We start from the raw sequence: 20,571 nt of genomic DNA, 5'->3' as shown, positions 1-20,571 counted from the left end.
GTAATCAAGGCGTTTTTGAGCCGTACGAACCGGATCGAGAGTCAGGGGTAATTTTACCTTTTGCATAGGGCGCGCATATTAACTTTGTAACGTCATAGAGTCAAAGAAAAAGGCAGCCTCAGGTTGCCTTTTGCCAATAATTCGCACACATTGCGGCCTATAGTTTAAAATGTCGGAATCTAATTCGCTACCGTCTATTTAAAAAATTATGCCTGAATTGATTCTTGCTTCGACATCCCCCTATCGCAAACAGCTTCTGGAGAAACTCGGCCTCCCCTTCGAGTGCGCCGCACCCGAGGTTGACGAACTGCCGTTACCAGGCGAAACCCCGCGCAGCCTGGTGCTGCGCCTGGCGCAGGCAAAGGCCCAGGCGCTGGCCGCACGTTTTCCTGAACATCTGATTATCGGCTCCGACCAGGTGTGTTTACTGGATGGCGAGATCACCGGGAAACCCCACACCGAAGAGAATGCTCGCCTGCAATTAAAAAAGGCCAGCGGAAATGTGGTGACGTTTTATACCGGCCTGGCACTCTATAACTCCGCTAATGGTCAGTTACAGACAGAATGTGAGCCGTTCGACGTCCATTTTCGTCACTTGAGCGAGCAAGAAATCAACGCTTACATCCGTAAAGAAAACCCACTTAACTGCGCGGGCAGTTTTAAAAGTGAGGGGTTAGGCATCGCATTATTTGACCGTCTTGAAGGCCGCGACCCAAACACGCTGATTGGTTTACCACTGATTGCGCTGTGCAAAATGCTTCGCCGGGAGAACTTTAACCCGTTGGCAGATTAGTGCCCCCCCGGCTACTCCCTCAAATGTAACCCGGCCGAGCCCAGCGACGCCGGGAAATCCCACTCACGATCACAGTTTATTTTTTCACCGCCATTACAATCCACCCTCTACATTGAAACATTGTTTTAATTTAAGGAGAGAGGATGCGTGGCAAACATAAACTGTTCTTTATACTGGCAATGCTGACTGCGGTGCAGGCCAATGCCGCAGATGACTGGCAGCGTCAGGGCATTACTGAAGGCAATCTTCCCGCCAGCTGGCAGCAGATGAAATCGCAAATGCAGTACCCCGATTCCTGGCTTTCAGGGCACTACACGGACTTCAAACAGTGGCAGCAGCATGCTCGCCAGGAATTCCGTCAATCGCTGCTCACCCCTGACTCAACGAAGCCCTTCGACACCAAAAATATTGCCAGTGAAGACCGGGGCAGCTACACCGCAGAAAAGCTTTCCCTTAACATCACCGACGATAATCGCATCGCTGCGTTAATGCTCACGCCTAAAACCCCTGGCCCACATCCCGCGGTTGTTCTGCTGCACGACCACGGTTCGAAGTTTGATATCGGTAAAGAGAAGCTTATCCGGCCTTGGGGTAACGCAGAACAACTCGCTAGCGCCCAGGCCTGGGCAGATAAATTCTTCACCGGGCGCTTTATCGGCGACGAACTGGCTAAACGCGGCTATGTGGTTATCGCTATCGATAGCCCCGGCTGGGGCGACCGCGGGCCGATGGTCTATGAACAGCAGCAGGCGCTGGCAAGCAACTATTTCAATCTTGGGCGCTCACTGGCCGGTGAAGTGGCCTATGAAGATATGCGTACCGTTGATTTTATCGCTTCGCTGAAAAGCGTCGACAGTCAACGTATTGGCGTGCTCGGCTTCTCGATGGGGGGCTTCCGCGCCTGGCAGCTCGCGGCGCTTTCCGACAAAGTGGCTGCGACGGCGGTCATCTCCTGGTTCGGTACCTACAACGGTCTGATGACACCGGGCAACAATGTGCTGCGCGGTCAATCCGCCTTCTACATGCTGCACCCGGGAATGCCCGCGAAAATGGATATCCCCGATATCGCGAGCCTCGCCGCGCCGAAGCCAATGCTGATATTCAGCGGCGGTCAGGACAAGCTGTTCCCTGCGGACGCCGTTAACGATGCCTTTGCTAAAGCACACCGCGTCTGGTCCTCGCAAAACGCCGACGATAGGCTCGTCACCAAAACCTGGCAAGCATTAGGTCACGTCTTTTACCAGCAACAACAGGAGGAAGTTTTCCCCTGGCTGGATAAATGGCTGAAGTAAGAGGAAATAAGAGAGGTTAGCAGGCCGGATAAGCGAAGCGCCATCCGGCCTAACGGCTTACTGCTGCTTGCTTTGATTGCGCAGTACCTGCAGGCAGCGCTTGAGCTGGTCATCCATCGGCGCTTCGATACGCAGCACTTCGCCGGTACCCGGATGCGTAAACTTCAGCGCGGCAGCATGCAGGAACAGACGGTTCAGCCCGGTACCCGCCAGCTGTTTATCAAACTCACGGTCTCCATAGCGGTCATCAAAGGCGATGGGATGACCGGCATGCAGCGTGTGGACACGAATCTGGTGGGTACGTCCCGTCACCGGGCTGCAGCGAACCAGCGTCGCGTGGGTATAGCGCTCTTCCACCTTAAAGCGGGTTTCCGACGGCTTCCCTTCCTGATTCACGCGCACGATGCGCTCACCGCTTTGCAGAATATTTTTCAACAACGGCGCCTGCACTACTTTGACATGGGATTGCCACTGTCCACGGACCAGCGCCAGGTAATCTTTTTGCATCCCCTTCTCGCGCAGCTGTTCATGCAGTGAACGCAGCGCCGAACGCTTCTTCGCCACCAGCAGCACGCCGGAGGTATCGCGGTCAAGACGGTGAACCAATTCCAGGAAGCGCGCTTCCGGGCGCAGGGCTCGCAGGCCTTCAATGACGCCAAAGCTCAGCCCGCTGCCGCCGTGTACAGCGGTGCCAGAAGGTTTGTTCAGCACCAGGATATGATCGTCTTCATAGAGGATCACATCGCTCAGGGCAGCGACTTTTTGCAGATGCGGTGATACGGCATCTTCTTCACGCTCGGCAACGCGTACCGGCGGGATGCGCACTTCATCACCCGCTTCCAGCTTGTATTCAGGTTTAATGCGTTTTTTGTTTACCCGCACTTCGCCCTTACGCAGGATGCGATAGATCATGCTCTTCGGCACACCCTTAAGTTGGGTGCGCAAAAAGTTATCGATTCGTTGCCCGGCTTCATCAGCGCTGATGGCAATCATTTTTACGGTTGGAGTCTCAGTTTTCATGGTGCGCGATTCTAAATATCCCCGCTCGATAGCGCCACTCATTTTTCTATGCTTATATTTATCATTACCTGATTACTCTCGTTGCTTCTGCCAGCGAATTGTTTGTTATTAGAACAATCGCATCCGGCAGGTGAAAAAACTGTGAGTAACCGGGTGATAAAAGGTGAAAGTCATCTTGCTATAACTAGGTTAGCAAGGAATAATGAATCTGTTTTCCGTGTTGAACCTGGAATAACAAGGATATTTACGGAATGACCAGTTTTGTCTGTCCGATCATCCACGCAGCAATGGCGTAAGACGTATTGATCTTTCAGACAGTTAGCGGGCTGCGAGTTGCAGTCCTTACCGGTACATATACTGTACGAATTTTAGATGGCAGACAGAAAACGCAACGGGAAACATCCGTGCAGACCTCTACCTTCTGAAAGATGACGAGTATAAATGGAATCTTCTCTGGAGAGTTATCCCAGGCTGTTCCCCAAATAATTGCGCTGTGTTTCCGCTTGAAACACAGGCTACCGACACTCTGCGCCTCTTAAGCGAGCGACAACCGTGAGGTTGGCGACGTGAATAGTCACGAGGCCATCGGTTTACCCCGGAAAGGCAACACTCTGCTCGCAGCTTAGTCGTCAATGTAAGAATAATGAGTAAGTTACGATGAAAAGAATGTTAATCAACGCAACTCAGCAGGAAGAGTTGCGTGTCGCCCTCGTTGATGGGCAGCGTCTGTACGATCTGGATATTGAAAGCCCAGGACACGAACAGAAAAAAGCGAACATCTACAAAGGCAAAATTACCCGTATTGAGCCAAGCCTCGAAGCCGCATTTGTTGATTACGGCGCCGAACGTCATGGTTTCCTCCCTCTCAAAGAAATTGCTCGCGAATACTTCCCTGCTAATTACAACGCTCATGGCCGTCCGAATATCAAAGACGTCCTGCGCGAGGGTCAGGAAGTCATTGTTCAGATTGATAAAGAAGAGCGCGGTAACAAAGGCGCTGCACTGACCACCTTTATCAGCCTTGCGGGTAGCTATCTGGTGCTGATGCCGAATAACCCACGTGCTGGCGGTATCTCCCGTCGCATCGAAGGTGACGATCGCACTGAGCTGAAAGAAGCGCTGGCAAGCCTCGAGCTGCCAGACGGCATGGGCTTAATCGTACGTACCGCAGGTGTGGGTAAATCCGCCGAAGCGCTGCAGTGGGACTTAAGCTTCCGCCTTAAGCACTGGGAAGCTATCCAGAAAGCCGCTGAAAGCCGCGCTGCTCCGTTCCTGATTCACCAGGAAAGTAACGTCATCGTTCGTGCCTTCCGCGACTACCTGCGCCAGGACATCGGCGAAATCCTGATCGATAACCCGAAAGTGATGGAAATGGCGCGCCAGCACATTTCTGCGCTGGGTCGTCCAGATTTCAGCAGCAAAATCAAACTGTACACCGGCGAAATCCCGCTGTTCAGTCACTACCAAATTGAATCGCAGATCGAATCCGCTTTCCAGCGTGAAGTCCGTCTGCCGTCAGGCGGCTCTATCGTTATCGATAGCACCGAAGCGCTGACCGCTATCGATATCAACTCCGCGCGTGCAACCCGCGGCGGCGACATCGAAGAAACCGCATTCAACACCAACCTGGAAGCGGCCGATGAAATCGCCCGTCAGCTCCGCCTGCGTGACCTCGGTGGCCTGATCGTTATCGACTTTATCGACATGACCCCGGTACGCCACCAGCGCGCGGTAGAAAACCGTCTGCGTGAAGCGGTACGTCAGGACCGTGCGCGTATCCAGATTAGCCACATTTCTCGCTTCGGTCTGCTGGAGATGTCCCGTCAGCGTCTGAGCCCTTCTCTTGGTGAATCCAGCCATCACGTCTGCCCACGCTGCTCCGGTACCGGTACCGTGCGTGACAACGAATCGCTGTCGCTCTCCATTCTGCGTCTGATTGAAGAAGAAGCGCTGAAAGAGAACACCAAAGAAGTTCACGCGATTGTCCCTGTGCCAATTGCCTCTTACCTGCTGAACGAAAAACGCGCCGCAATCAGCGCCATCGAATCCCGTCAGGGCGATGTTCGCTGCATTATCGTGCCAAACGATCAGATGGAAACTCCGCACTACTCCGTACTGCGCGTGCGTAAAGGTGAAGAGACCACTACCCTGAGCTACCTGCTGCCGAAGCTGCATGAAGAAGCGATGGCGCTGCCGGTAGAAGAAGAGTTCGTTGAGCGTAAGCTGCCAGAACAGCCGGCGCTGGCGACCTTCGTGATGCCTGAAGTACCGCCAACGTCTGCGACAGAAAAAGCCGCGACTGCCGCTGCACCACAGCCAAAAGCTGCCGTTGCTGCTGCCCCTGCCGCACCGGGCCTTATCTCCCGCTTCTTCGGCGCGCTGAAAAACCTGTTTGCCGGTACACCGGAAGCACCGGTTGAAGCTCAGCCAGAGAAACAGGAAACCAAGCCTGAACGTCAGCAGGAACGTCGCAAACCGCGTCAGAACAACCGTCGCGACCGCAACGATCGCGGTGACCGTAACGACCGCCGTGGCGATCGCAACGAGCGTAACGACCGTGGTGAAAACGCCGAAGGCCGTGAACCGCGCGAAAACCGTGAAGGTCGCGAGGACAACCGTCGTAACCGTCGTGAAAAACCGCAGCAGACCGGTGAAGGTCGTGAAAACCGCCAGGTTGCTGCCGTAGACGACAGCGAGAAAGCGAAATCCCGTGACGATCAGCAGCAGTCCCGCCGCGAACGTAACCGCCGCCGCAATGACGAAAAACGTCAGCAGCCGCAGGAAGCCAAGCAGCAGACCCGCGAAGAACAGCCGGTCGTTGTCGACGAAGCTGCACAGGAAGAACGCGTTCAGACTATGCCGCGCCGCAAGCCGCGTCAGCTGTCTCAGAAAGTGCGTATCGAAACCCCTGAGCAGACCGCAGCGCGTGAACTGATTGCAGATGAACCGCAGCAGGAAGAAGCACCACGTACCGCTCTGGCGAAAGTTGATCTGCCAGCCGTTGTTGACGCACCGGTTCAGACCGAGCAGGACGATAGCGCTGAAGGCCGTGATAACAACGGTATGCCGCGTCGTTCCCGTCGTTCTCCGCGTCACCTGCGCGTTAGCGGCCAGCGTCGTCGTCGTTACCGCGATGAGCGTTATCCAACCCAATCACCAATGCCGCTGACCGTCGCCTGTGCGTCGCCAGAACTGGCATCCGGTAAAGTGTGGATCCGCTACCCGGTTGCACAGGTTCAGGATCAGGCTATCGTTGATGCACCGGTTGAGCAGGAAGAGATTGCGCAGCCAATCGTGGCAGAAACCGTTGAGCAAGCCGTAGCGCCTATCGCCGCCGCCGAGCCAGTAGCACCTGCTGCTGTTGAAGCGCCGGTACAGCCTGCGGAAGCGGTTGAGCCAGAAACCGTGGTTGAACCTGTTGCTGTCGCTGCTGAAGAAGCCGCACCAGCCCAGGAAGAAGCGCCTGCGCCAGTTGTTGCAGAAGCGGTAGCTGAAGAGCCAGTCGTTGTTGAAGAAGCACCGGTACAGCCGGTTGCCGAAACCACAGCACCGGTTGAAGAAGCCAACGTGGAAGCACCGACCGCCGCTGAGCCAATGGTTGAAGCGCCTGTCGTAGCAACGCCTGAAGTAGAAGCGCCAGTTGTTGCGGCGGCTCCTGTCGTTGAAGCACCAGTGGTTGCTCCAGCGCCGGTTGTCGCAGAGCCAGCACCTGTTGCTGCTCATCACTCGACCGCACCGATGACTCGCGCACCAGCGCCAGCCTACGTGCCTGAAGCGCCGCGTCACAGCGACTGGGTTCGCCCTGCCTTTGACTTCGACGGTAAAGGTTCTGCCGGTGGTCACAGCGCAACGCATACCGCGACCTCAGGTCCAACCCGCCCGCAGCCGGTTGAATAACCGTTCGTGAGTGAAATAAAAAATCGGCCCTGGTGGCCGATTTTTTTTAGCCTTTTTTCGGCTGCTGCATCCCGGCAATTTGCGGCATGACTTCCCGCATCAGGTCGAGAAATTTACGCAGCCGCGTTGGGTAATACCGCGCCCACGGGTATACCAGATGCACCGGCAACGGCGCTGCCTGCCACTGTGGCAGCAGCTCAATCAACTGCCCGCTCGCCAGCTCCGCTTCCACCGTCCAGCTCGACACTACCGCCACACCAACATGCGCCAGTGCCGCGTTCTTCGCCACATACAGACTGTCGGTGCTCAACCGCGCCGCCACCGCTACATTGGCCAACTGGTCACTCCCCGCCTGACGCAATACCACTTCATGCTGGTAGAAGGTACTGATAGCAATCCACGGTAATGCCGAAAGCTGCTCGGGATTCTCTACCGCCGGATAACGACTCAGCAGTTCAGGTGACGCAACAATACAGCGCGGGACTTCGGCCAGCAGCACCGATACTGTCGCCGGGTCGACATCAGCGCCAACGCGAATGGCGCAATCAATATTATCGCTGATGAAGTCCACCGCTTTGTCATGCAGCATCCACTCCACCGACAGCTGCGGATAGCGTGCCAGAAAACCCACCAGCGGCATCAGCAGCTGCTGCTGGCCAAACGCATGCGGAGCGCGCACCCGCAGCGTCCCGACCGGCTGGTCATCGGCAAACTGTAGTGCATCTTCCAGCGCCAGCCATGACTCCACCACCTGACGAGCGTATTGATAGCAGCGTTCGCCATCGTCAGTCAGCTTCATGGCGTGCGTGGACCGTTGCAGCAGCCTGGCTCCCAGCATCTCCTCCAGCGATTGCAGGCGTCGGCTGACGGTGGCCTGAGTAGTCTGCAACTGCCTGGCCGCCGCGGAGAGCGAACCGGATTCCACGATACGAATAAAGGTCCGCATCAGCTCTACGCGGTCTATACGCTCATTTCTTTTCATTATCACTTTGCCTATACGCCAAACGTATAACTGTTTTACCACCAGGCTGGCTACCACTCCACCCCAAAGACGCGGAAAATGCGCCTCATACACCGTTGAGGACAACAACATCATGAACAGTCATACCGCATCAACACAGGTCAACAGCCTGCTGATTTTCATCCTGGCATTGGGCGCTGGATTTAGCGTCGCCGCCATTTACTACGCACAGCCTCTGCTGCCGCTGATGGGCGCAACCTTAAATCTCAGCGTCGAAGGGATGGGGCTGATTCCCACGCTGACTCAGGCTGGGTATGCACTGGGCATTTTATTCCTGTTGCCGCTGGGCGACCGCTATGACCGCAGAACGCTGATTCTGTTTAAAAGTCTGGCGCTGGCCGTGCTGCTACTGATTTATAGCCTGACCCAGCAATTTCATTCTCTGCTGGCGATAAGCCTGCTTATCGGGATGGCCGCGACCATGGCGCAGGATATTGTGCCCGCCGCCGCCATCCTTGCCCCTGCGGGTAAACAGGGGAAAATGGTGGGCACGGTGATGACCGGTCTGCTGCTCGGCATCCTGTTATCACGTACCGTAAGCGGCGTGGTCGGCGAACTCTTTGGCTGGCGCGTGATGTATCAGGCTGCTGCCGTCAGTATCGCGCTGATTGGAGCGCTGCTGTGGCGCGTGCTGCCAAACTTTGCCGCCCACTCAGAGCTGCACTACCCAGCGCTGATGGTGTCGATGGCACACCTGTGGCGTCGCTACCCAACGTTGCGTCGTGCCGCCATGGCGCAAGGTTTTCTCTCTATCGCCTTTAGCGCGTTCTGGTCTACGCTTGCTGTGATGCTAGCCGAGCACTATCACATGGGCAGCGCCGTTGCCGGGGGTTTCGGTATCGCCGGTGCAGCAGGTGCTTTAGCCGCGCCGCTGGCGGGTGGTTTAGCCGATAAAGTCGGTGCCGAGAAAGTCACACAGCTGGGTGCGCTACTGGTCAGCCTCTCGTTCGCCCTGATGCTGCTGCTCCCTGCCCTGCCGCCGATGGCGCAACTGGTGCTGATTGCCGTCTCCGCCGTAGGCTTCGACCTTGGCCTGCAGTCAAGTCTGGTGGCACACCAGAATCTGGTTTATAGCCTGGAGCCACAGGCACGTGGCCGCCTGAACGCGCTGCTGTTCACCGGGGTGTTTATTGGGATGTCGGTTGGGTCGGTGCTGGGGACGCAGGTTTACGCCATGGCCGGTTGGGAAGGTGTGGTGATTCTGGCGACCGTTGCGGGTCTGGTTGCACTGGCTATTCGCGTCAGCGAAACCTACCGCCTGCGTAACACCGCGCTCAATGCACAATAGAAGCTGAAAAAAAGCCCGCGACGGGGTGATGACGCGGGCGATAAAACATATCCAGTTTCCAGATATGTCAAAACTTACATGTTTTATTTATTCAGTTGGAACAGCGACATTCCCTGCATATCCGTAAACGCTTTGTACGCTGCCTGTAGTGCGGTTTGCTGCATGGTGTAATTCGAAATCGTTTCGTTCCAGTCTACATCGACCAGGTTACTCATCTGCTGTGTTTGCGCCAGCGCACGGTCATCACCCAGTGAATCGAGCTTGTCGAGTTCATTAAGCTGGGTACCCAGTTCGGCGCGCACGGTCAGTACGTTGTTCAATGAGTTACTCAAGCTACGGTTAGTGCGGTCGATTGCCGCTGCTGCCGTATCTTTTGCGGTATCATCATCTTCAACAGGCGTGTTCAACGCGGCAATCGCGGAGTCCAGCGCTTTGAAGATATTGGTGTCGGCATCCGGCTTCGCATTACTGGTCGCACTGTCAAACACCAGATTACCGGTATGGCCAATCACCATGGTGCGTGATGTATCAACCTGCTGTTCGACGTTGAGCGTACCGCCCACGTAGTTGCCCTGGTCGTCAAACGGCGCCGTATCCGTTTTATAACCGGCAAAAATATAGCGCCCGTTACCGTCGGTACTGTTTGCCAGGTTGAGGATCTGGTCACGGATCCCCTGCAGTTCAGTTGCCAGTGAGGCGCGGTCATCATCGCTCAGCGTGCCGTTACCGGCGTTAACAATCTTTTCCTGCGCCGACTGAATCGCGGTGGTCACCTGTGAGAGCGTGCTCTCTTCAATCGACACGCGCTGCGTGGCAAAGGTACGCGCCGTCGCAAACTGGCTGTTCTGCGCCTGTGCCTGCGACAAGACGACCGCCTGCGAGGCCGCGACCGGGTCATCCGACGCACGGTTAACGCGCTTGCCGGTCGACATCTGTTCGCCATACTTCAACCATGCAGATTGAGAATCGGTAATGCCTCTCATGTTCTGCTGATACATCATTAAGGTACTAACGCGCATGATGGTCCCTCTTCTTAGCGAATATTGATTAATGCGTCGAAGATGGTGCTTGCGGTTTGCAGCACCTGCGCATTGGCCAGGTAATACTGTTGATAGAGCTGCAGGTTGCCGTATTCTTCATCGAGGTTTACCCCAGAGATAGACTGCTGCTGCTCGGTTAATTGGGTGACCACGTTTGCCTGCGTGGTACTGCTGCTCTTCAGCGTCGAGGTTTTGGTACCGATGCTACTCACCAGCGCCGCGTAGGCATCGCTGAAGCTCTTCGAGCCGCCAACCACTTTACTGTTTTGCAGATCCAACAGCGCCTGTCCGTTGCGGTTATCACTCTCGCCAACGCTGTCACCGTTAGTGTCCGGCAGACCCATCGCAATTTCAGACTCGCTGCTGATAGCGACTTTCATGTTAACGATAGTGTCGCTGACCGGCTTAACGGTGAAGCTATCACCGGTATTCGCCGCACCCGTTCCGCCAATAGAAACCGAGAGGCCGTCAAATTTCAGCGTGGTCGCATCGCTATCCGCATCCAGCTTCACGGTGGTGTTATCGGAAGTGCGCGTCACCTGCCAACCGCTGTCGGTTTTCACCACTCGGTAATCCGTCGCCTGTACCGCAGATGACTTACTAACGCTTGCCGTCAGCTCTGCGTCGCCGGTATTTTTACTGTTTGCCAGAACGGACGGTTTGCCGAAGGAGAAGAAATTCTCGCCGGTATCGCCGTTGGCATCGACGCCTTGCTTATGCACCGTGTTGAAAGCGTCGGCAAAGGCCAGCGCCATCTGGTTCAGGCTATTGCGCGTCTGGTCCAGATCCTGAGAGCGGAACGTCAACATGCCGCCCAGTGAACCGGTCGTCAGCAGCTTTTCCGGGATCTCAACATTGCCCGCCACGTTATCAACATAAGCCACAGTCGTCCGCGTTGGATCGGCACTGCTCGGTACCGCCGCCAGTTGGTTAGACTTGGTCCCCGCCACCAGCGTATAGCCGTTTGCCATGGTGATGTTGTAAGTGCTGCCATCCTGGACGTTGACTTCAACGCCCACCAGCTTGTTCAGGTCGCTCACCAGCTGATCGCGCTGGTCCAGCAGATCGTTTGGCGATGCGCCTGCGCCAACGCCGGTCAGACGTGAAATTTTGTCGTTGAGGCTGGCAATCTGCGAGGTGTAGTTGTTTATCTGATCAACGGTCGACGAAATACTCAGGTTGATTTGCTTGTCCTGGTCACGCAGATACTGGTCAGCAACCTTGAACTGGTTTACCACGCCATCGGCCTTACCCAGCACGGTCTGGCGTGCCGCCGGATCTTCGGCGTTGCTCACCAGCGTCTGCAGGCTGCTGAAGAAATCCTGCAGGGTCGTCGAGATGTTATTGGTCGTGCTCGCAAACATGTTGTCGAGCTTAGAAACCTGATCGTAACGCGTGCTCAAACCGCTGCTCTGACTTTGCGCCGAACGCAGCTGGTTGGTGATAAAGGCGTTATATTCACGCTGAATGCTGGAGACATTAACGCCATTGCCCACCCAACCGCCCGCACCAAGCGTACTGTTGGCTGCAGCCAGCACCGTCGTCTGACGGGTGTAGCCAGCGACGTTATAGCTGGAGATATTGTTACTGGTGGTATTCAGCGCCGACTGTGCGGCGCTCAGCCCGCTCATCGCGCTGTTAATTAAACTGGACATGAACGCTCCTTCTTTAGACCATGGTATTACTTATCGGATGGCGGACGGCAAACTTGAGGCTCGTCAGAACAGATTTTCGATGTCGTTACGATAGGCATTGCTGACCTTATCGCTCATCGCTTTCAGTTGTTGAATCATGCTGGTGAGTTTGCGCGCATACTGCGGATCGGTGGCATAACCGGCGTTTTGTAGCGCCTGCGCGCCCTGCTCTGCCGTTGATGCCGAGGTCACCGCCGCATAGCGAGGGTTACGCGTTAGCAGATTCACATAGTCCGACAGCGCCTCAAGATAGGAGCTGTAGACACGGAACTTCGCCTTCACCTTCTTCGCTTCGCCGTTTTCAAATTCCGTGGTGGTGATTTCCGTCACCTTACCCTTCCAGTCACCGGACGCTTTCACACCAAACAGGTTGAAGCTTGGTTCACCGTTTTCCCGACGGATCTGTCGCTGCCCCCAGCCGGACTCCAGCGCCGCCTGCGCCAGAATCAGGTGGTGAGGAATACCGCTCTGCTCACTCGCCAGCCGTGCCGGAAGCGACAGCTGGGCGAGGAAGTCTTTGCTATCGCCGGAAAGCGGCGTGTCGCTATTATCCGGCGCCTTCGGCAGCGCTTTACGCACCATCTGCGTCAGCGCGGCGTTCTGGTAGCTGGTGACCGTCTGCATATCGAACTTCATCGGCACCTGGCCGACATTGTCGGCCGGCTCCTGCTGCTGTGCCGACAGCTGCTTGACCATCTCCTCCGCCAGACCAAGGCCTTTTCCTGCCGTCATCTGTTGGGCGATTTGCTGGTCATACATACTGGTGTAAAGCCGCGTCTGCTCGCTGCTGAAAAGACCGTCTTTCGGCAGCGTTTCACGCATGCTTTTCAGCATCATCTGCACGAACATCCCTTCCACCTGACGCGCCACCGGCCGCAGGTTGGCCTGCGGGTCCTGCCCGGCCTTGGTTTTCAGCTCGTTCAGCGACTGCGCGTCCCAGGCGGCGCTCGCCAGTAGTTTGCTGTCGGTCAGCATCAGACAATCTCCACCTTGGCGCGCAGGCAGCCTGCGCTTTGCATCGCCTGAATAATCGACATCAGGTCGATTGGCGTTGCCCCCAACGCGTTCAGCGCACGCACCACGTTGTTCAGGTTGGCGCTTGCGCGAATGCTCTGCAGCGAGCCGCCGCTCTGGCGAAGGTCAATTTGCGTCTGCGGCGTAACCACGGTACGGCCGCCAGCAAACGGCGTATCCGGCTGGTTCACCTGTGCGGAGCGGTTAACGGTAACGGACAGGTTACCTTGCGCAACAGCACAGCTATCCAGCGTCACTTCGCGGTTCATCACCACAGAGCCGGTACGGGAGTTGATAATGATCTTCGCATCCTGCGGCGTGGTACCGACCTCAAGATTTTGAATATCCGCCAGCAGACGTACCTGACCGCTGCCGCCCACCGGCGCGCGCACCTGTACGGTACGCGCATCCAGCGCGGTGGCGTTACCGAGGCTGCTGCGACGGTTAATGGTGTCGGCAATCTGCTGCGCCATGGTGAAGTCATCGTCATTCAGTTGCAGGTTGATGGTGTTACCTGCGCCGAACTGTGTAGGCAGCTCACGTTCAATGGTCGCCCCGCCGGTAATACGCCCGCCGTTCAGCTGGTTCACCTGCACGCTGCTGCCACCGGCCGCGGCGCCAGCACCGCCGACCAGAATGTTGCCCTGCGCCAGCGCATACACCTGGCTGTCCACGCCTTTCAGCGGAGTCATCAGCAGCGTACCGCCGCGCAGGCTTTTAGCGTTACCCATAGAGGAAACCACTACGTCGATGTTCTGCCCCTGGCGGCCAAACGCCGGAAGCTGCGCTGTGACCATCACCGCCGCCACGTTTTTCAGCTGCATGTTGGTGCCTGCTGGCACGGTGATCCCTAACTGGGAGAGCATGTTGTTAAGGCTCTGAGTGGTAAACGGCGTTTGCGTCGTCTGGTCACCCGTGCCATCAAGCCCCACCACCAGGCCATAGCCAATCAGCGAGTTTTCCCTCACCCCCTGCACGCTGGTGAGGTCGCGAATGCGTTCGGCGTGCGCCAGGCCGGTGACCAGCACCAGCGCCAGGGTTAGCAGAGTTTTAAACATGGTTCACCTCGTTACATCGGCGATAAGTTAAGGAAGAAGCGCTGCAGCCAGCCCATATTCTGCGCTTCGTTGATATAGCCGTTGCCGACATATTCGATACGCGCATCCGCCACCTGCGTGGACGGTACGGTGTTGCTGCCGCTGATGGTGCGCGGGTTAACCACCCCGGAGAAGCGGATAAATTCTGTGCCCTGGTTGATAGCAATTTGCTTTTCACCCACGACATGCAGGTTGCCGTTGACCAGCACCTGATCGACGGTCACCGTCAGCGTGCCGCTGAAGGTGTTGCTGGCGTTTGCGCCACCCTTACCGTTAAAGGTGTTGCCACCGGAAGCATCAACATCGGCGCGCGCATTGCCAAACAGGCCCTGCAGGTAGCGCGGTACGGTGTCAAAGCCAAAATTCGTTTTGCCATCGCGGCTGGCGTTAGCCGACGAGCTTTTGCTCGCACTGACGTTTTCTTGCAGCACGATAGTCAGCGTATCACCGATATTGCGCGGACGGCGGTCTTCAAACAGCGGCTGGTAGCCGTAGTTAATCGGCTGCGCGGTCTGGAAAATAGAGCCATTCGCCACCGGGACCGGGCCAGGAATCGGCTGGGCGGTCGTCGCCCCTTCCACCAGCGGCTTAGACGGCACCAGAGCACACCCTGCCACGCTGAGGGCGACAATGGTTAAAAGCGGATAACGAAACGCTGCGGATTTTTGCATTGCTTTCTTCTTCTGAATCTCAATGTTTGCCCCGAGAGTGCCCGGAGTCGGCATTCACACCTCGTCCGGGCTACACGACCTGTCGTAGCCCAGACGAGCGAAGCGACTCCGGGGAACGCCCGGCGAAGCCTTACAGCTGCGTCAGTTTTTGCAGCATCTGGTCAGTCGTCGATACCGCTTTACTGTTAATTTCGTACGCGCGCTGCACCTGAATCATGTTAACCAGCTCTTCCGCCACGTTGACGTTAGAGGTTTCGACATAACCCTGATACAGCAGACCCGCACCGTTCAGCCCCGGCGTGGTGTCGTTCGGCGCACCGGAGGCCTGGGTTTCGATGTACAGGTTTTCACCAATACTCTCGAGCCCGGTGTCGTTCATAAAGGTCGACAGGTTCAGCTGCCCGACCTGAACCGGGTTAGCCTGCCCCTGCTGGGTCACGCTGACGATACCGTCACGGCCGATAGTGATGCTGATAGCGTTCGCCGGAATGGTGATTGCTGGCTGTACCTGATAGCCGCTGGCGGTGACCAACTGACCGTTCTGGTCAACCTGGAACGAACCGTCACGGGTATAGGCCGAAGAACCGTCCGGCAGCAGGATCTGGAAGAACCCGTCGCCTTTAATCGCCACATCTTTACTGTTGTTGGTCTGCGACAGGTTACCCTGGCTGTGCAGACGTTCGGTCGCCACGGGACGCACCCCGGTACCAATCTGCAGGCCTGATGGCAGCGTCGTTTGTTCGGATGATTGCGCACCCGGCTGGCGAACGGTTTGATAGAGCAAGTCTTCAAACACCGCGCGCTGGCGCTTAAAACCATTAGTACTGACGTTCGCCAGGTTGTTGGCGATAACGTCCATATTGGTTTGCTGCGCGTCGAGACCGGTTTTCGCGATCCATAATGAACTGATCATAGTTTTCCTTAGCTCATTGACAGCAACTGGTTAGCTTTCTGCGTGTTTTCATCCACGCTGCTGATAACCTTCATCTGCATTTCGAAACGGCGTGAGCTGGCAATCATGTCTGCCATTGCCGCCACGGGTTTTACGTTGCTGCCTTCCAGCACGCCAGACTGCAGGCGCAGCGTTGGGTCAGCCTGTAAGGTTGGCCCACGCGTCGCAACCGCCGACGGCGTGAGGTGGAACAGTCCATCATCGCCACGCGCCACTTCCGTTGCCGTCGCCTTCACGACCTTCAGCTTACCGACGGGGGAAACCGTATTAGGTGGGTCACCCGGTGTCAGTGCGGAAATAGTGCCGTCCGAGGCAATGGTCACCTGCGAGCCTTCCGGCACGCTCAGCGGCCCGGTTTCACCAATCACCGGATTGCCCTGAATCGTGAGCTGCCCGGTGGAGCTGACCTGGATGTTACCGTTACGGGTATAGCCTTCGGTACCATCTGCCGACTGCACCGCCAGCCAACCGTCCTGCTGAATGGCGACGTCCAGCGGACGTGCGGTGTAGTCCAGTTGGCCTGGGGTCATATCCGCGCCCGGCGTGGTGGCAGCCACCAGCGTACGCGTCTCAACGGACGGCCCCACGACCGGCACCGCACGCATGGCGGTTAGCTGGGCGCGAAAGCCCGGCGTTGATGTATTGGCAAGGTTGCTCGCCGTGACCGCCTGCTGCTGCATGGTCTGGCTGGCGGCACCCATTGCCGTATATATCGCGTGATCCATGAGGTCACCCTATTAGACGATTAACGCAGGTTAACCAGCGTGTTGAGGATCTGATCCTGGGTTTTGATGGTCTGGGCGTTAGACTGATAGTTACGCTGCGCCACGATCATATTCACCAGCTCTTTACTCAGGTCGACATTGGAAGCCTCGAGCGCGCCGTTGGTCAGCGAGCCAAAGTTACCGGTACCTGCCGTCCCCAGCAGCGCCACGCCAGAAGACTGGGTCGCGGACCAGACGTTATCGCCTTCGGATTGCAGGCCGCCGGTGTTGGAGAAGTTAGCGAGTACAATCTGGCCCAACAGCTGGCTTTGACGGTTAGAGTAATTACCCACCACCGAGCCATCATCGTTAACCTGATAGCTCACCAGGCTGCCCGGCGCATAGCCGTTCTGCGTGGTGGCAACCACATCGCTAGAGCCGGTGTTCTGCTGCATGGAGTTAAGGAAGCTGAGGTTGAAGGTTCCCGCCGTCGAGCCATTCAGTGAGGCAACCTGAATGGCGATTTCCGGCGTCGCATTTGCCGTACCGTTGAGATCCCAGGATGCTGGCGTAGTGCTGGTATTGAGGGTGTAATTTGTCACCGTATCCAGAGTACCGCTGTCGGTGAAGCCCATCTGCGCCGCTTTCACCGGATCGGCACCGCTAACGCTGGTATCCTGCGTCCAGACATCCCACTTGTTCGCCGCCGTTTTCACGTAGTACACGTTCAGGTCGTGCGAGTTACCCAGGCTGTCATAAACGGTGACAGTACCCTTTTTGTTGTAGGTATCCGGATCGCTTGGGTTGAAGGTTTTCGTCGTCGGAATGGCTTCATCCGTTGAGTTCAGGTTCATTTGCATGGTGCCGGTAGTCGACGCTTTCGCAGACATCAGCGTGTTCGGAATCGACAGCGCAACCGGGTTTGCCCCCTGCTGGATGGTCGGCGGGGTGCCGCTTGCCGGGTAGCCCGTCAGGTTCAGCCCCTGAGAGTTCACCAGGTTACGGTTCTCATCGAGTGAGAACTGACCGTTACGGCTGTAATACACCGCACCGTTGGTATCAACCAGACGGAAGAAACCGTTCTGGCTAATCGCCACATCAAGCGCGCGACCGGTACTGGTGGTGGTGCCGTCGGTAAAGTCCTGGGTGATCCCTGCGACTTTAACGCCCAGCCCGACTTTGGAACCGGCGAACATATCCGCAAACGAAGCCGACCCGGATTTAAACCCGTAGGTGGCGGAGTTGGCGATGTTGTTGCCGATAACATCGAGGTTGGTGGCAGCCGCGTTTAAACCGCTGACCGCTTGTGAAAAGGCCATAACGTCTCTCCTGAAGTTGTTAAAGGCTTAGATAATCTGGCGAACCTGGTCCATCGTGGTGGTACCGTACGTTCCCAAATCCAGTTTGTTGCCGTCTTTGCCCAAGGTAACGCCCTGCACTAGCGCAAACTGCAGCGGTTGAACCACCAGCTGCGTGGTTCCCTGACTAGCTGCAAAGCTGATGTTGTAAGCACCATCCGGTGCCGCCGTGCCATCGTCCAGCTTGCCGTCCCAGGTAAAGGTATGAACGCCCGCGGTCTGTGCGCCCATATTCAATGTCCGGATAACTTTGCCGTTGCCATCGGTGATGGTCGCCGTGACCTTATCGGCTGCCTGCGTCAGCTCAATGCCGAATGGCGTGGTGTCCACGCTATCGTTCTCGCTGCCAGCGCTTTTCCCGGCCAGAATGGTCGAACCCGGGATCATCACGCCGTGACCCACCAGCGAACTGGCCTGCAACGACTGGCTGCTATCGATTTGTCCGGAGATGGAACCGAGCGTGGTGTTGAGCTTCTCAATTCCGCTCAGGGTGCTGATCTGTGCCAGCTGTGAGGTTAATTCGTTGTTTTGCAGCGGGTTGGTCGGGTCCTGGTTTTTCAACTGCGCCACCAGCAGCGTCAGAAAGCTGCTCTGCAGGTCAGATGAACTGTTGGTCCCGGTGCTGTTCAGCGCCGACGAGGCTGAACTGCTGCTGGTGGTATCATTAATATTGGCTACGATAGACATCGGTTATCTCCCTTATTGTCCAAGCGTCAACGTTTTCAGCATCATGCTTTTCACGGTGTTGAGGACCTCGACGTTGGCCTGGTAGCTGCGCGACGCCGACATGGTGTTGACCATCTCGCCCACCACATCCACGTTAGGCATACGTACATAGCCCTTGGCGTCCGCCAGCGGATTCCCCGGCTGATAAACCAGCTTGTCCGGCTCCTGGCTTTCCACCACGTCAGCCACCTTCACGCCGCCGGTTGCCGCCCCTATTGGCGCATCCACCTGAAACACCACCTGCTTGGCGCGGTACGGCTGACCGTCCGGCCCGGCGACGCTGTCGGCGTTGGCGAGGTTACTGGCCGCGACGTTAAGACGCTTGGACTGCGCGGTGAGCGCCGACCCGGCGACGTCGAAGATATTGAGTAATGCCATGGATTAGTTCCCCTGCTGCAGGACACTCATCATGCCCTTGATTTGTCCGCCAAGAACCGTAAGACCGGTCTGGTACTGGAGGCTGTTATCGGCGAACTGCGTACGTTCCCGGTCCATGTCGACGGTGTTGCCATCCATCGCGGGCTGGTCGGGAATGCGGTAAAGCAGATCGGCCTCTGGCGTTGAGACAGTCTGCGCGGGAATATGGCGTTCGGAGGTCAGCGTCAGCGCTACGCCGCTGCTTTCCGGCCGTCCGCGCGCCATTACTTTTTTGAGTTCACTGGCAAAATCAATATCGCGCGCCTGATACCCGGGGGTATCCGCGTTCGCGATATTAGCCGCCAGAATTTCCTGACGTTCAGCGCGTAGGTTCAGCGCTTCTTGCTGAAAACGTAAGGCGGCGTCGAGTTTGTCGAGCATGTCTCCTCCGCAAATGACAAAGTTTCAGCCGACAGCTTAAATCCCCTTACACGCGCGTCATCGACGGAATAAACGCAATATGCGTCGCTATTTGTTGCGTTGATGTGGCGACAAGATGGGTAAAATGCGTGCATTATCTATTCACTGGAGCGTTCCATGCGTCAGCTCATTGCCCCTCTCATCGCTGCGGCACTGGTCTTTAGCCCATTGGCTTTAGCGGCCGATATCCAGACGCAGCTCACTGAATTTTTTACCCAGCGTCTGACCGGCTTTAGTAATGAAGTCACCGTGAAGCTGCGTAATACGCAAAACCTTAAGCTCGCGTGCGACGAACCCGCGTTCAGCACGCCGGGCAATTCGCGGCTGTGGGGAAATTTAACGGTGGTAGCGCAGTGCGGGAACGCGAAACAGTATTTGCAGGTTAACGTGCAGGCCATGGGCGAGTATGTGGTGGCCGCAGCGCCTATCGTGCGCGGTACCCCCATTGAAGCGCAAAGCGTGACGCTGATGCGCGGACGGCTCGATCAGCTGCCGCCACGAACGATGCTCAACCTTTCTCAGGCCCAGGATGCTATCAGCCTGCGCGACGTCGCTATCGGCCAGCCGCTTCAGCTGTCGATGGTGCGCCAGTCATGGCGAGTGAAAGCGGGACAAAAAGTGATGGTGATTGCCCAGGGTGAAGGCTTTAGCATCAACGGCGAGGGGCAGGCAATGAACAACGCCGCCGTCACGCAGAATGCGCGGGTGCGGATGCCGTCGGGCCAAATTGTGAGCGGACAGGTCGATACTGATGGGAATATTCTGATTAATCTATAAACGTTATAAAGAATATGTGTCGCTTGCCGATAGATAATTAACATTTAAGAGAGTCGGCGCCTGCGCCATACAAGAGCCTCAATGAGGAAAGAACCATGAGCATCGATCGTACATCTTCTCTGAAAGCGGTTACCAGCGTCCAGCAGCGTGAAACCCCTGAGACCAGCGCGCCAAAAGTGCGTGCGGAAAAAACAGCCACAGCGACTAGCGCCAGCGTAACGTTAAGCAACGCGCAAACTGCATTAACCCGTTCTTCTGCCGGTGACATTAATATGGCCCGCGTGGAAGAATTGAAAACCGCTATTCGTAACGGTGAATTAAAAATGGACACCGGCAAAATCGCCGACGCGCTTATTCAGGACACACAAGATTATCTGCAGAGTAAATAAG

The 20,571-nt window shown here is 56.5% G+C and carries 19 protein-coding genes and 1 pseudogene; 6 read left to right on the top strand and 14 right to left on the bottom strand.

Annotation, left to right across the window (positions count from 1 at the left end):
- A pseudogene (locus RDN66_RS13045) lies at positions 1–66 on the bottom strand (hypothetical protein); the annotation flags it as partial.
- Positions 67–208: 142 nt separating this feature from the next.
- Between RDN66_RS13045 and RDN66_RS13040 the strand changes: the two are divergent.
- Positions 209–793, top strand: a complete 585-nt coding sequence (locus RDN66_RS13040) for a nucleoside triphosphate pyrophosphatase (protein ID WP_202215995.1) — start codon at positions 209–211, stop codon at positions 791–793.
- 179 nt (positions 794–972) lie between these two features.
- The gene (locus tag RDN66_RS13035; protein WP_227675187.1) at positions 973–2,085 is read left to right on the top strand and encodes a dienelactone hydrolase family protein; all 1,113 of its coding nucleotides are present in this window, start codon (positions 973–975) and stop codon (positions 2,083–2,085) included.
- Positions 2,086–2,142: 57 nt separating this feature from the next.
- Here RDN66_RS13035 and rluC read toward each other — a convergent pair whose 3' ends face one another.
- The gene (rluC, locus tag RDN66_RS13030; protein ID WP_202215997.1) at positions 2,143–3,105 is read right to left on the bottom strand and encodes a 23S rRNA pseudouridine(955/2504/2580) synthase RluC; all 963 of its coding nucleotides are present in this window, start codon (positions 3,103–3,105) and stop codon (positions 2,143–2,145) included.
- A 657-nt stretch (positions 3,106–3,762) separates the two neighbouring features.
- On the opposite strand from rluC, the gene rne reads away from it, so the two are divergent.
- Positions 3,763–7,002 (top strand): ribonuclease E, encoded by a 3,240-nt coding sequence (rne, locus tag RDN66_RS13025; protein ID WP_202215998.1) that lies wholly within the window; start codon positions 3,763–3,765, stop codon positions 7,000–7,002.
- Between the two features lie 46 nt (positions 7,003–7,048).
- On the opposite strand, the gene RDN66_RS13020 is transcribed toward rne, so the two are convergent.
- Entirely contained in the window at positions 7,049–7,984 is a 936-nt protein-coding gene (locus tag RDN66_RS13020) for a LysR family transcriptional regulator (RefSeq protein WP_308537901.1), read from the bottom strand.
- A 112-nt stretch (positions 7,985–8,096) separates the two neighbouring features.
- Between RDN66_RS13020 and RDN66_RS13015 the strand changes: the two genes are divergently transcribed.
- Complete coding sequence (locus RDN66_RS13015; RefSeq protein ID WP_035894190.1) at positions 8,097–9,311, top strand: MFS transporter; 1,215 nt, start codon at positions 8,097–8,099, stop codon at positions 9,309–9,311.
- An 83-nt stretch (positions 9,312–9,394) separates the two neighbouring features.
- Here RDN66_RS13015 and flgL read toward each other — a convergent pair whose 3' ends face one another.
- From flgL to flgB, 11 genes are all read right to left on the bottom strand, one after another.
- Positions 9,395–10,330 (bottom strand): flagellar hook-associated protein FlgL, encoded by a 936-nt coding sequence (flgL, locus tag RDN66_RS13010; RefSeq protein ID WP_202216001.1) that lies wholly within the window; start codon positions 10,328–10,330, stop codon positions 9,395–9,397.
- Between the two features lie 14 nt (positions 10,331–10,344).
- Positions 10,345–12,006, bottom strand: a complete 1,662-nt coding sequence (flgK, locus tag RDN66_RS13005; protein ID WP_202216002.1) for a flagellar hook-associated protein FlgK — start codon at positions 12,004–12,006, stop codon at positions 10,345–10,347.
- 63 nt (positions 12,007–12,069) lie between these two features.
- Complete coding sequence (gene flgJ, locus RDN66_RS13000) at positions 12,070–13,020, bottom strand: flagellar assembly peptidoglycan hydrolase FlgJ (RefSeq protein ID WP_035894197.1); 951 nt, start codon at positions 13,018–13,020, stop codon at positions 12,070–12,072.
- Positions 13,020–14,117 carry a flagellar basal body P-ring protein FlgI gene (locus tag RDN66_RS12995; protein WP_123651269.1) on the bottom strand — a complete coding sequence of 366 codons (1,098 nt, stop codon included), beginning with the start codon at positions 14,115–14,117 and terminating at the stop codon, positions 13,020–13,022. The genes flgJ and RDN66_RS12995 overlap by 1 nt, the downstream gene beginning before the upstream one ends.
- An 11-nt stretch (positions 14,118–14,128) precedes the next feature.
- The gene (gene flgH / locus RDN66_RS12990; protein WP_035894212.1) at positions 14,129–14,827 is read right to left on the bottom strand and encodes a flagellar basal body L-ring protein FlgH; all 699 of its coding nucleotides are present in this window, start codon (positions 14,825–14,827) and stop codon (positions 14,129–14,131) included.
- 130 nt (positions 14,828–14,957) lie between these two features.
- Positions 14,958–15,740, bottom strand: a complete 783-nt coding sequence (flgG, locus tag RDN66_RS12985; protein WP_035894201.1) for a flagellar basal-body rod protein FlgG — start codon at positions 15,738–15,740, stop codon at positions 14,958–14,960.
- 8 nt (positions 15,741–15,748) lie between these two features.
- Positions 15,749–16,504: a flagellar basal body rod protein FlgF gene (locus tag RDN66_RS12980; RefSeq protein WP_035894203.1), complete on the bottom strand. Its 756-nt coding sequence runs from the start codon at positions 16,502–16,504 to the stop codon at positions 15,749–15,751.
- Between the two features lie 20 nt (positions 16,505–16,524).
- Positions 16,525–17,802 (bottom strand): flagellar hook protein FlgE, encoded by a 1,278-nt coding sequence (gene flgE, locus RDN66_RS12975; protein WP_202216004.1) that lies wholly within the window; start codon positions 17,800–17,802, stop codon positions 16,525–16,527.
- Between the two features lie 27 nt (positions 17,803–17,829).
- Positions 17,830–18,528: a flagellar hook assembly protein FlgD gene (flgD, locus tag RDN66_RS12970; RefSeq protein ID WP_202216005.1), complete on the bottom strand. Its 699-nt coding sequence runs from the start codon at positions 18,526–18,528 to the stop codon at positions 17,830–17,832.
- 12 nt (positions 18,529–18,540) lie between these two features.
- Complete coding sequence (gene flgC / locus RDN66_RS12965) at positions 18,541–18,945, bottom strand: flagellar basal body rod protein FlgC (protein ID WP_035894207.1); 405 nt, start codon at positions 18,943–18,945, stop codon at positions 18,541–18,543.
- 3 nt (positions 18,946–18,948) lie between these two features.
- Positions 18,949–19,365 (bottom strand): flagellar basal body rod protein FlgB, encoded by a 417-nt coding sequence (flgB, locus tag RDN66_RS12960; protein ID WP_035894208.1) that lies wholly within the window; start codon positions 19,363–19,365, stop codon positions 18,949–18,951.
- Between the two features lie 156 nt (positions 19,366–19,521).
- On the opposite strand from flgB, the gene flgA reads away from it, so the two are divergent.
- On the top strand, positions 19,522–20,181 hold the full coding sequence (flgA, locus tag RDN66_RS12955; RefSeq protein ID WP_202216006.1) for a flagellar basal body P-ring formation chaperone FlgA: 660 nt from the start codon (positions 19,522–19,524) through the stop codon (positions 20,179–20,181).
- A gap of 95 nt (positions 20,182–20,276) precedes the next feature.
- Positions 20,277–20,570, top strand: coding sequence for a flagellar biosynthesis anti-sigma factor FlgM (gene flgM, locus RDN66_RS12950; protein WP_035896484.1), 294 nt, complete (start codon positions 20,277–20,279; stop codon positions 20,568–20,570).
- Position 20,571: the final 1 nt, after the last annotated feature.

The sequence above is a fragment of the uncultured Kluyvera sp. genome, assembly GCF_902485085.1.
Lineage (GTDB): Bacteria > Pseudomonadota > Gammaproteobacteria > Enterobacterales > Enterobacteriaceae > Kluyvera > Kluyvera ascorbata.
This window is presented reverse-complemented; position numbering and strand designations above follow the sequence as displayed.

Coding starts and splice junctions, on each gene's coding strand:
- RDN66_RS13040 (WP_202215995.1), top strand. CDS start 209: ATGCCTGAATTGATTCTTGCTTCGACATCCCCCTATCGCAAACAGCTT.
- RDN66_RS13035 (WP_227675187.1), top strand. CDS start 973: ATGCTGACTGCGGTGCAGGCCAATGCCGCAGATGACTGGCAGCGTCAG.
- rluC (WP_202215997.1), bottom strand. CDS start 3,105: ATGAAAACTGAGACTCCAACCGTAAAAATGATTGCCATCAGCGCTGAT.
- rne (WP_202215998.1), top strand. CDS start 3,763: ATGAAAAGAATGTTAATCAACGCAACTCAGCAGGAAGAGTTGCGTGTC.
- RDN66_RS13020 (WP_308537901.1), bottom strand. CDS start 7,984: ATGAAAAGAAATGAGCGTATAGACCGCGTAGAGCTGATGCGGACCTTT.
- RDN66_RS13015 (WP_035894190.1), top strand. CDS start 8,097: ATGAACAGTCATACCGCATCAACACAGGTCAACAGCCTGCTGATTTTC.
- flgL (WP_202216001.1), bottom strand. CDS start 10,330: ATGCGCGTTAGTACCTTAATGATGTATCAGCAGAACATGAGAGGCATT.
- flgK (WP_202216002.1), bottom strand. CDS start 12,006: ATGTCCAGTTTAATTAACAGCGCGATGAGCGGGCTGAGCGCCGCACAG.
- flgJ (WP_035894197.1), bottom strand. CDS start 13,020: ATGCTGACCGACAGCAAACTACTGGCGAGCGCCGCCTGGGACGCGCAG.
- RDN66_RS12995 (WP_123651269.1), bottom strand. CDS start 14,117: ATGTTTAAAACTCTGCTAACCCTGGCGCTGGTGCTGGTCACCGGCCTG.
- flgH (WP_035894212.1), bottom strand. CDS start 14,827: ATGCAAAAATCCGCAGCGTTTCGTTATCCGCTTTTAACCATTGTCGCC.
- flgG (WP_035894201.1), bottom strand. CDS start 15,740: ATGATCAGTTCATTATGGATCGCGAAAACCGGTCTCGACGCGCAGCAA.
- RDN66_RS12980 (WP_035894203.1), bottom strand. CDS start 16,504: ATGGATCACGCGATATATACGGCAATGGGTGCCGCCAGCCAGACCATG.
- flgE (WP_202216004.1), bottom strand. CDS start 17,802: ATGGCCTTTTCACAAGCGGTCAGCGGTTTAAACGCGGCTGCCACCAAC.
- flgD (WP_202216005.1), bottom strand. CDS start 18,528: ATGTCTATCGTAGCCAATATTAATGATACCACCAGCAGCAGTTCAGCC.
- flgC (WP_035894207.1), bottom strand. CDS start 18,945: ATGGCATTACTCAATATCTTCGACGTCGCCGGGTCGGCGCTCACCGCG.
- flgB (WP_035894208.1), bottom strand. CDS start 19,365: ATGCTCGACAAACTCGACGCCGCCTTACGTTTTCAGCAAGAAGCGCTG.
- flgA (WP_202216006.1), top strand. CDS start 19,522: ATGCGTCAGCTCATTGCCCCTCTCATCGCTGCGGCACTGGTCTTTAGC.
- flgM (WP_035896484.1), top strand. CDS start 20,277: ATGAGCATCGATCGTACATCTTCTCTGAAAGCGGTTACCAGCGTCCAG.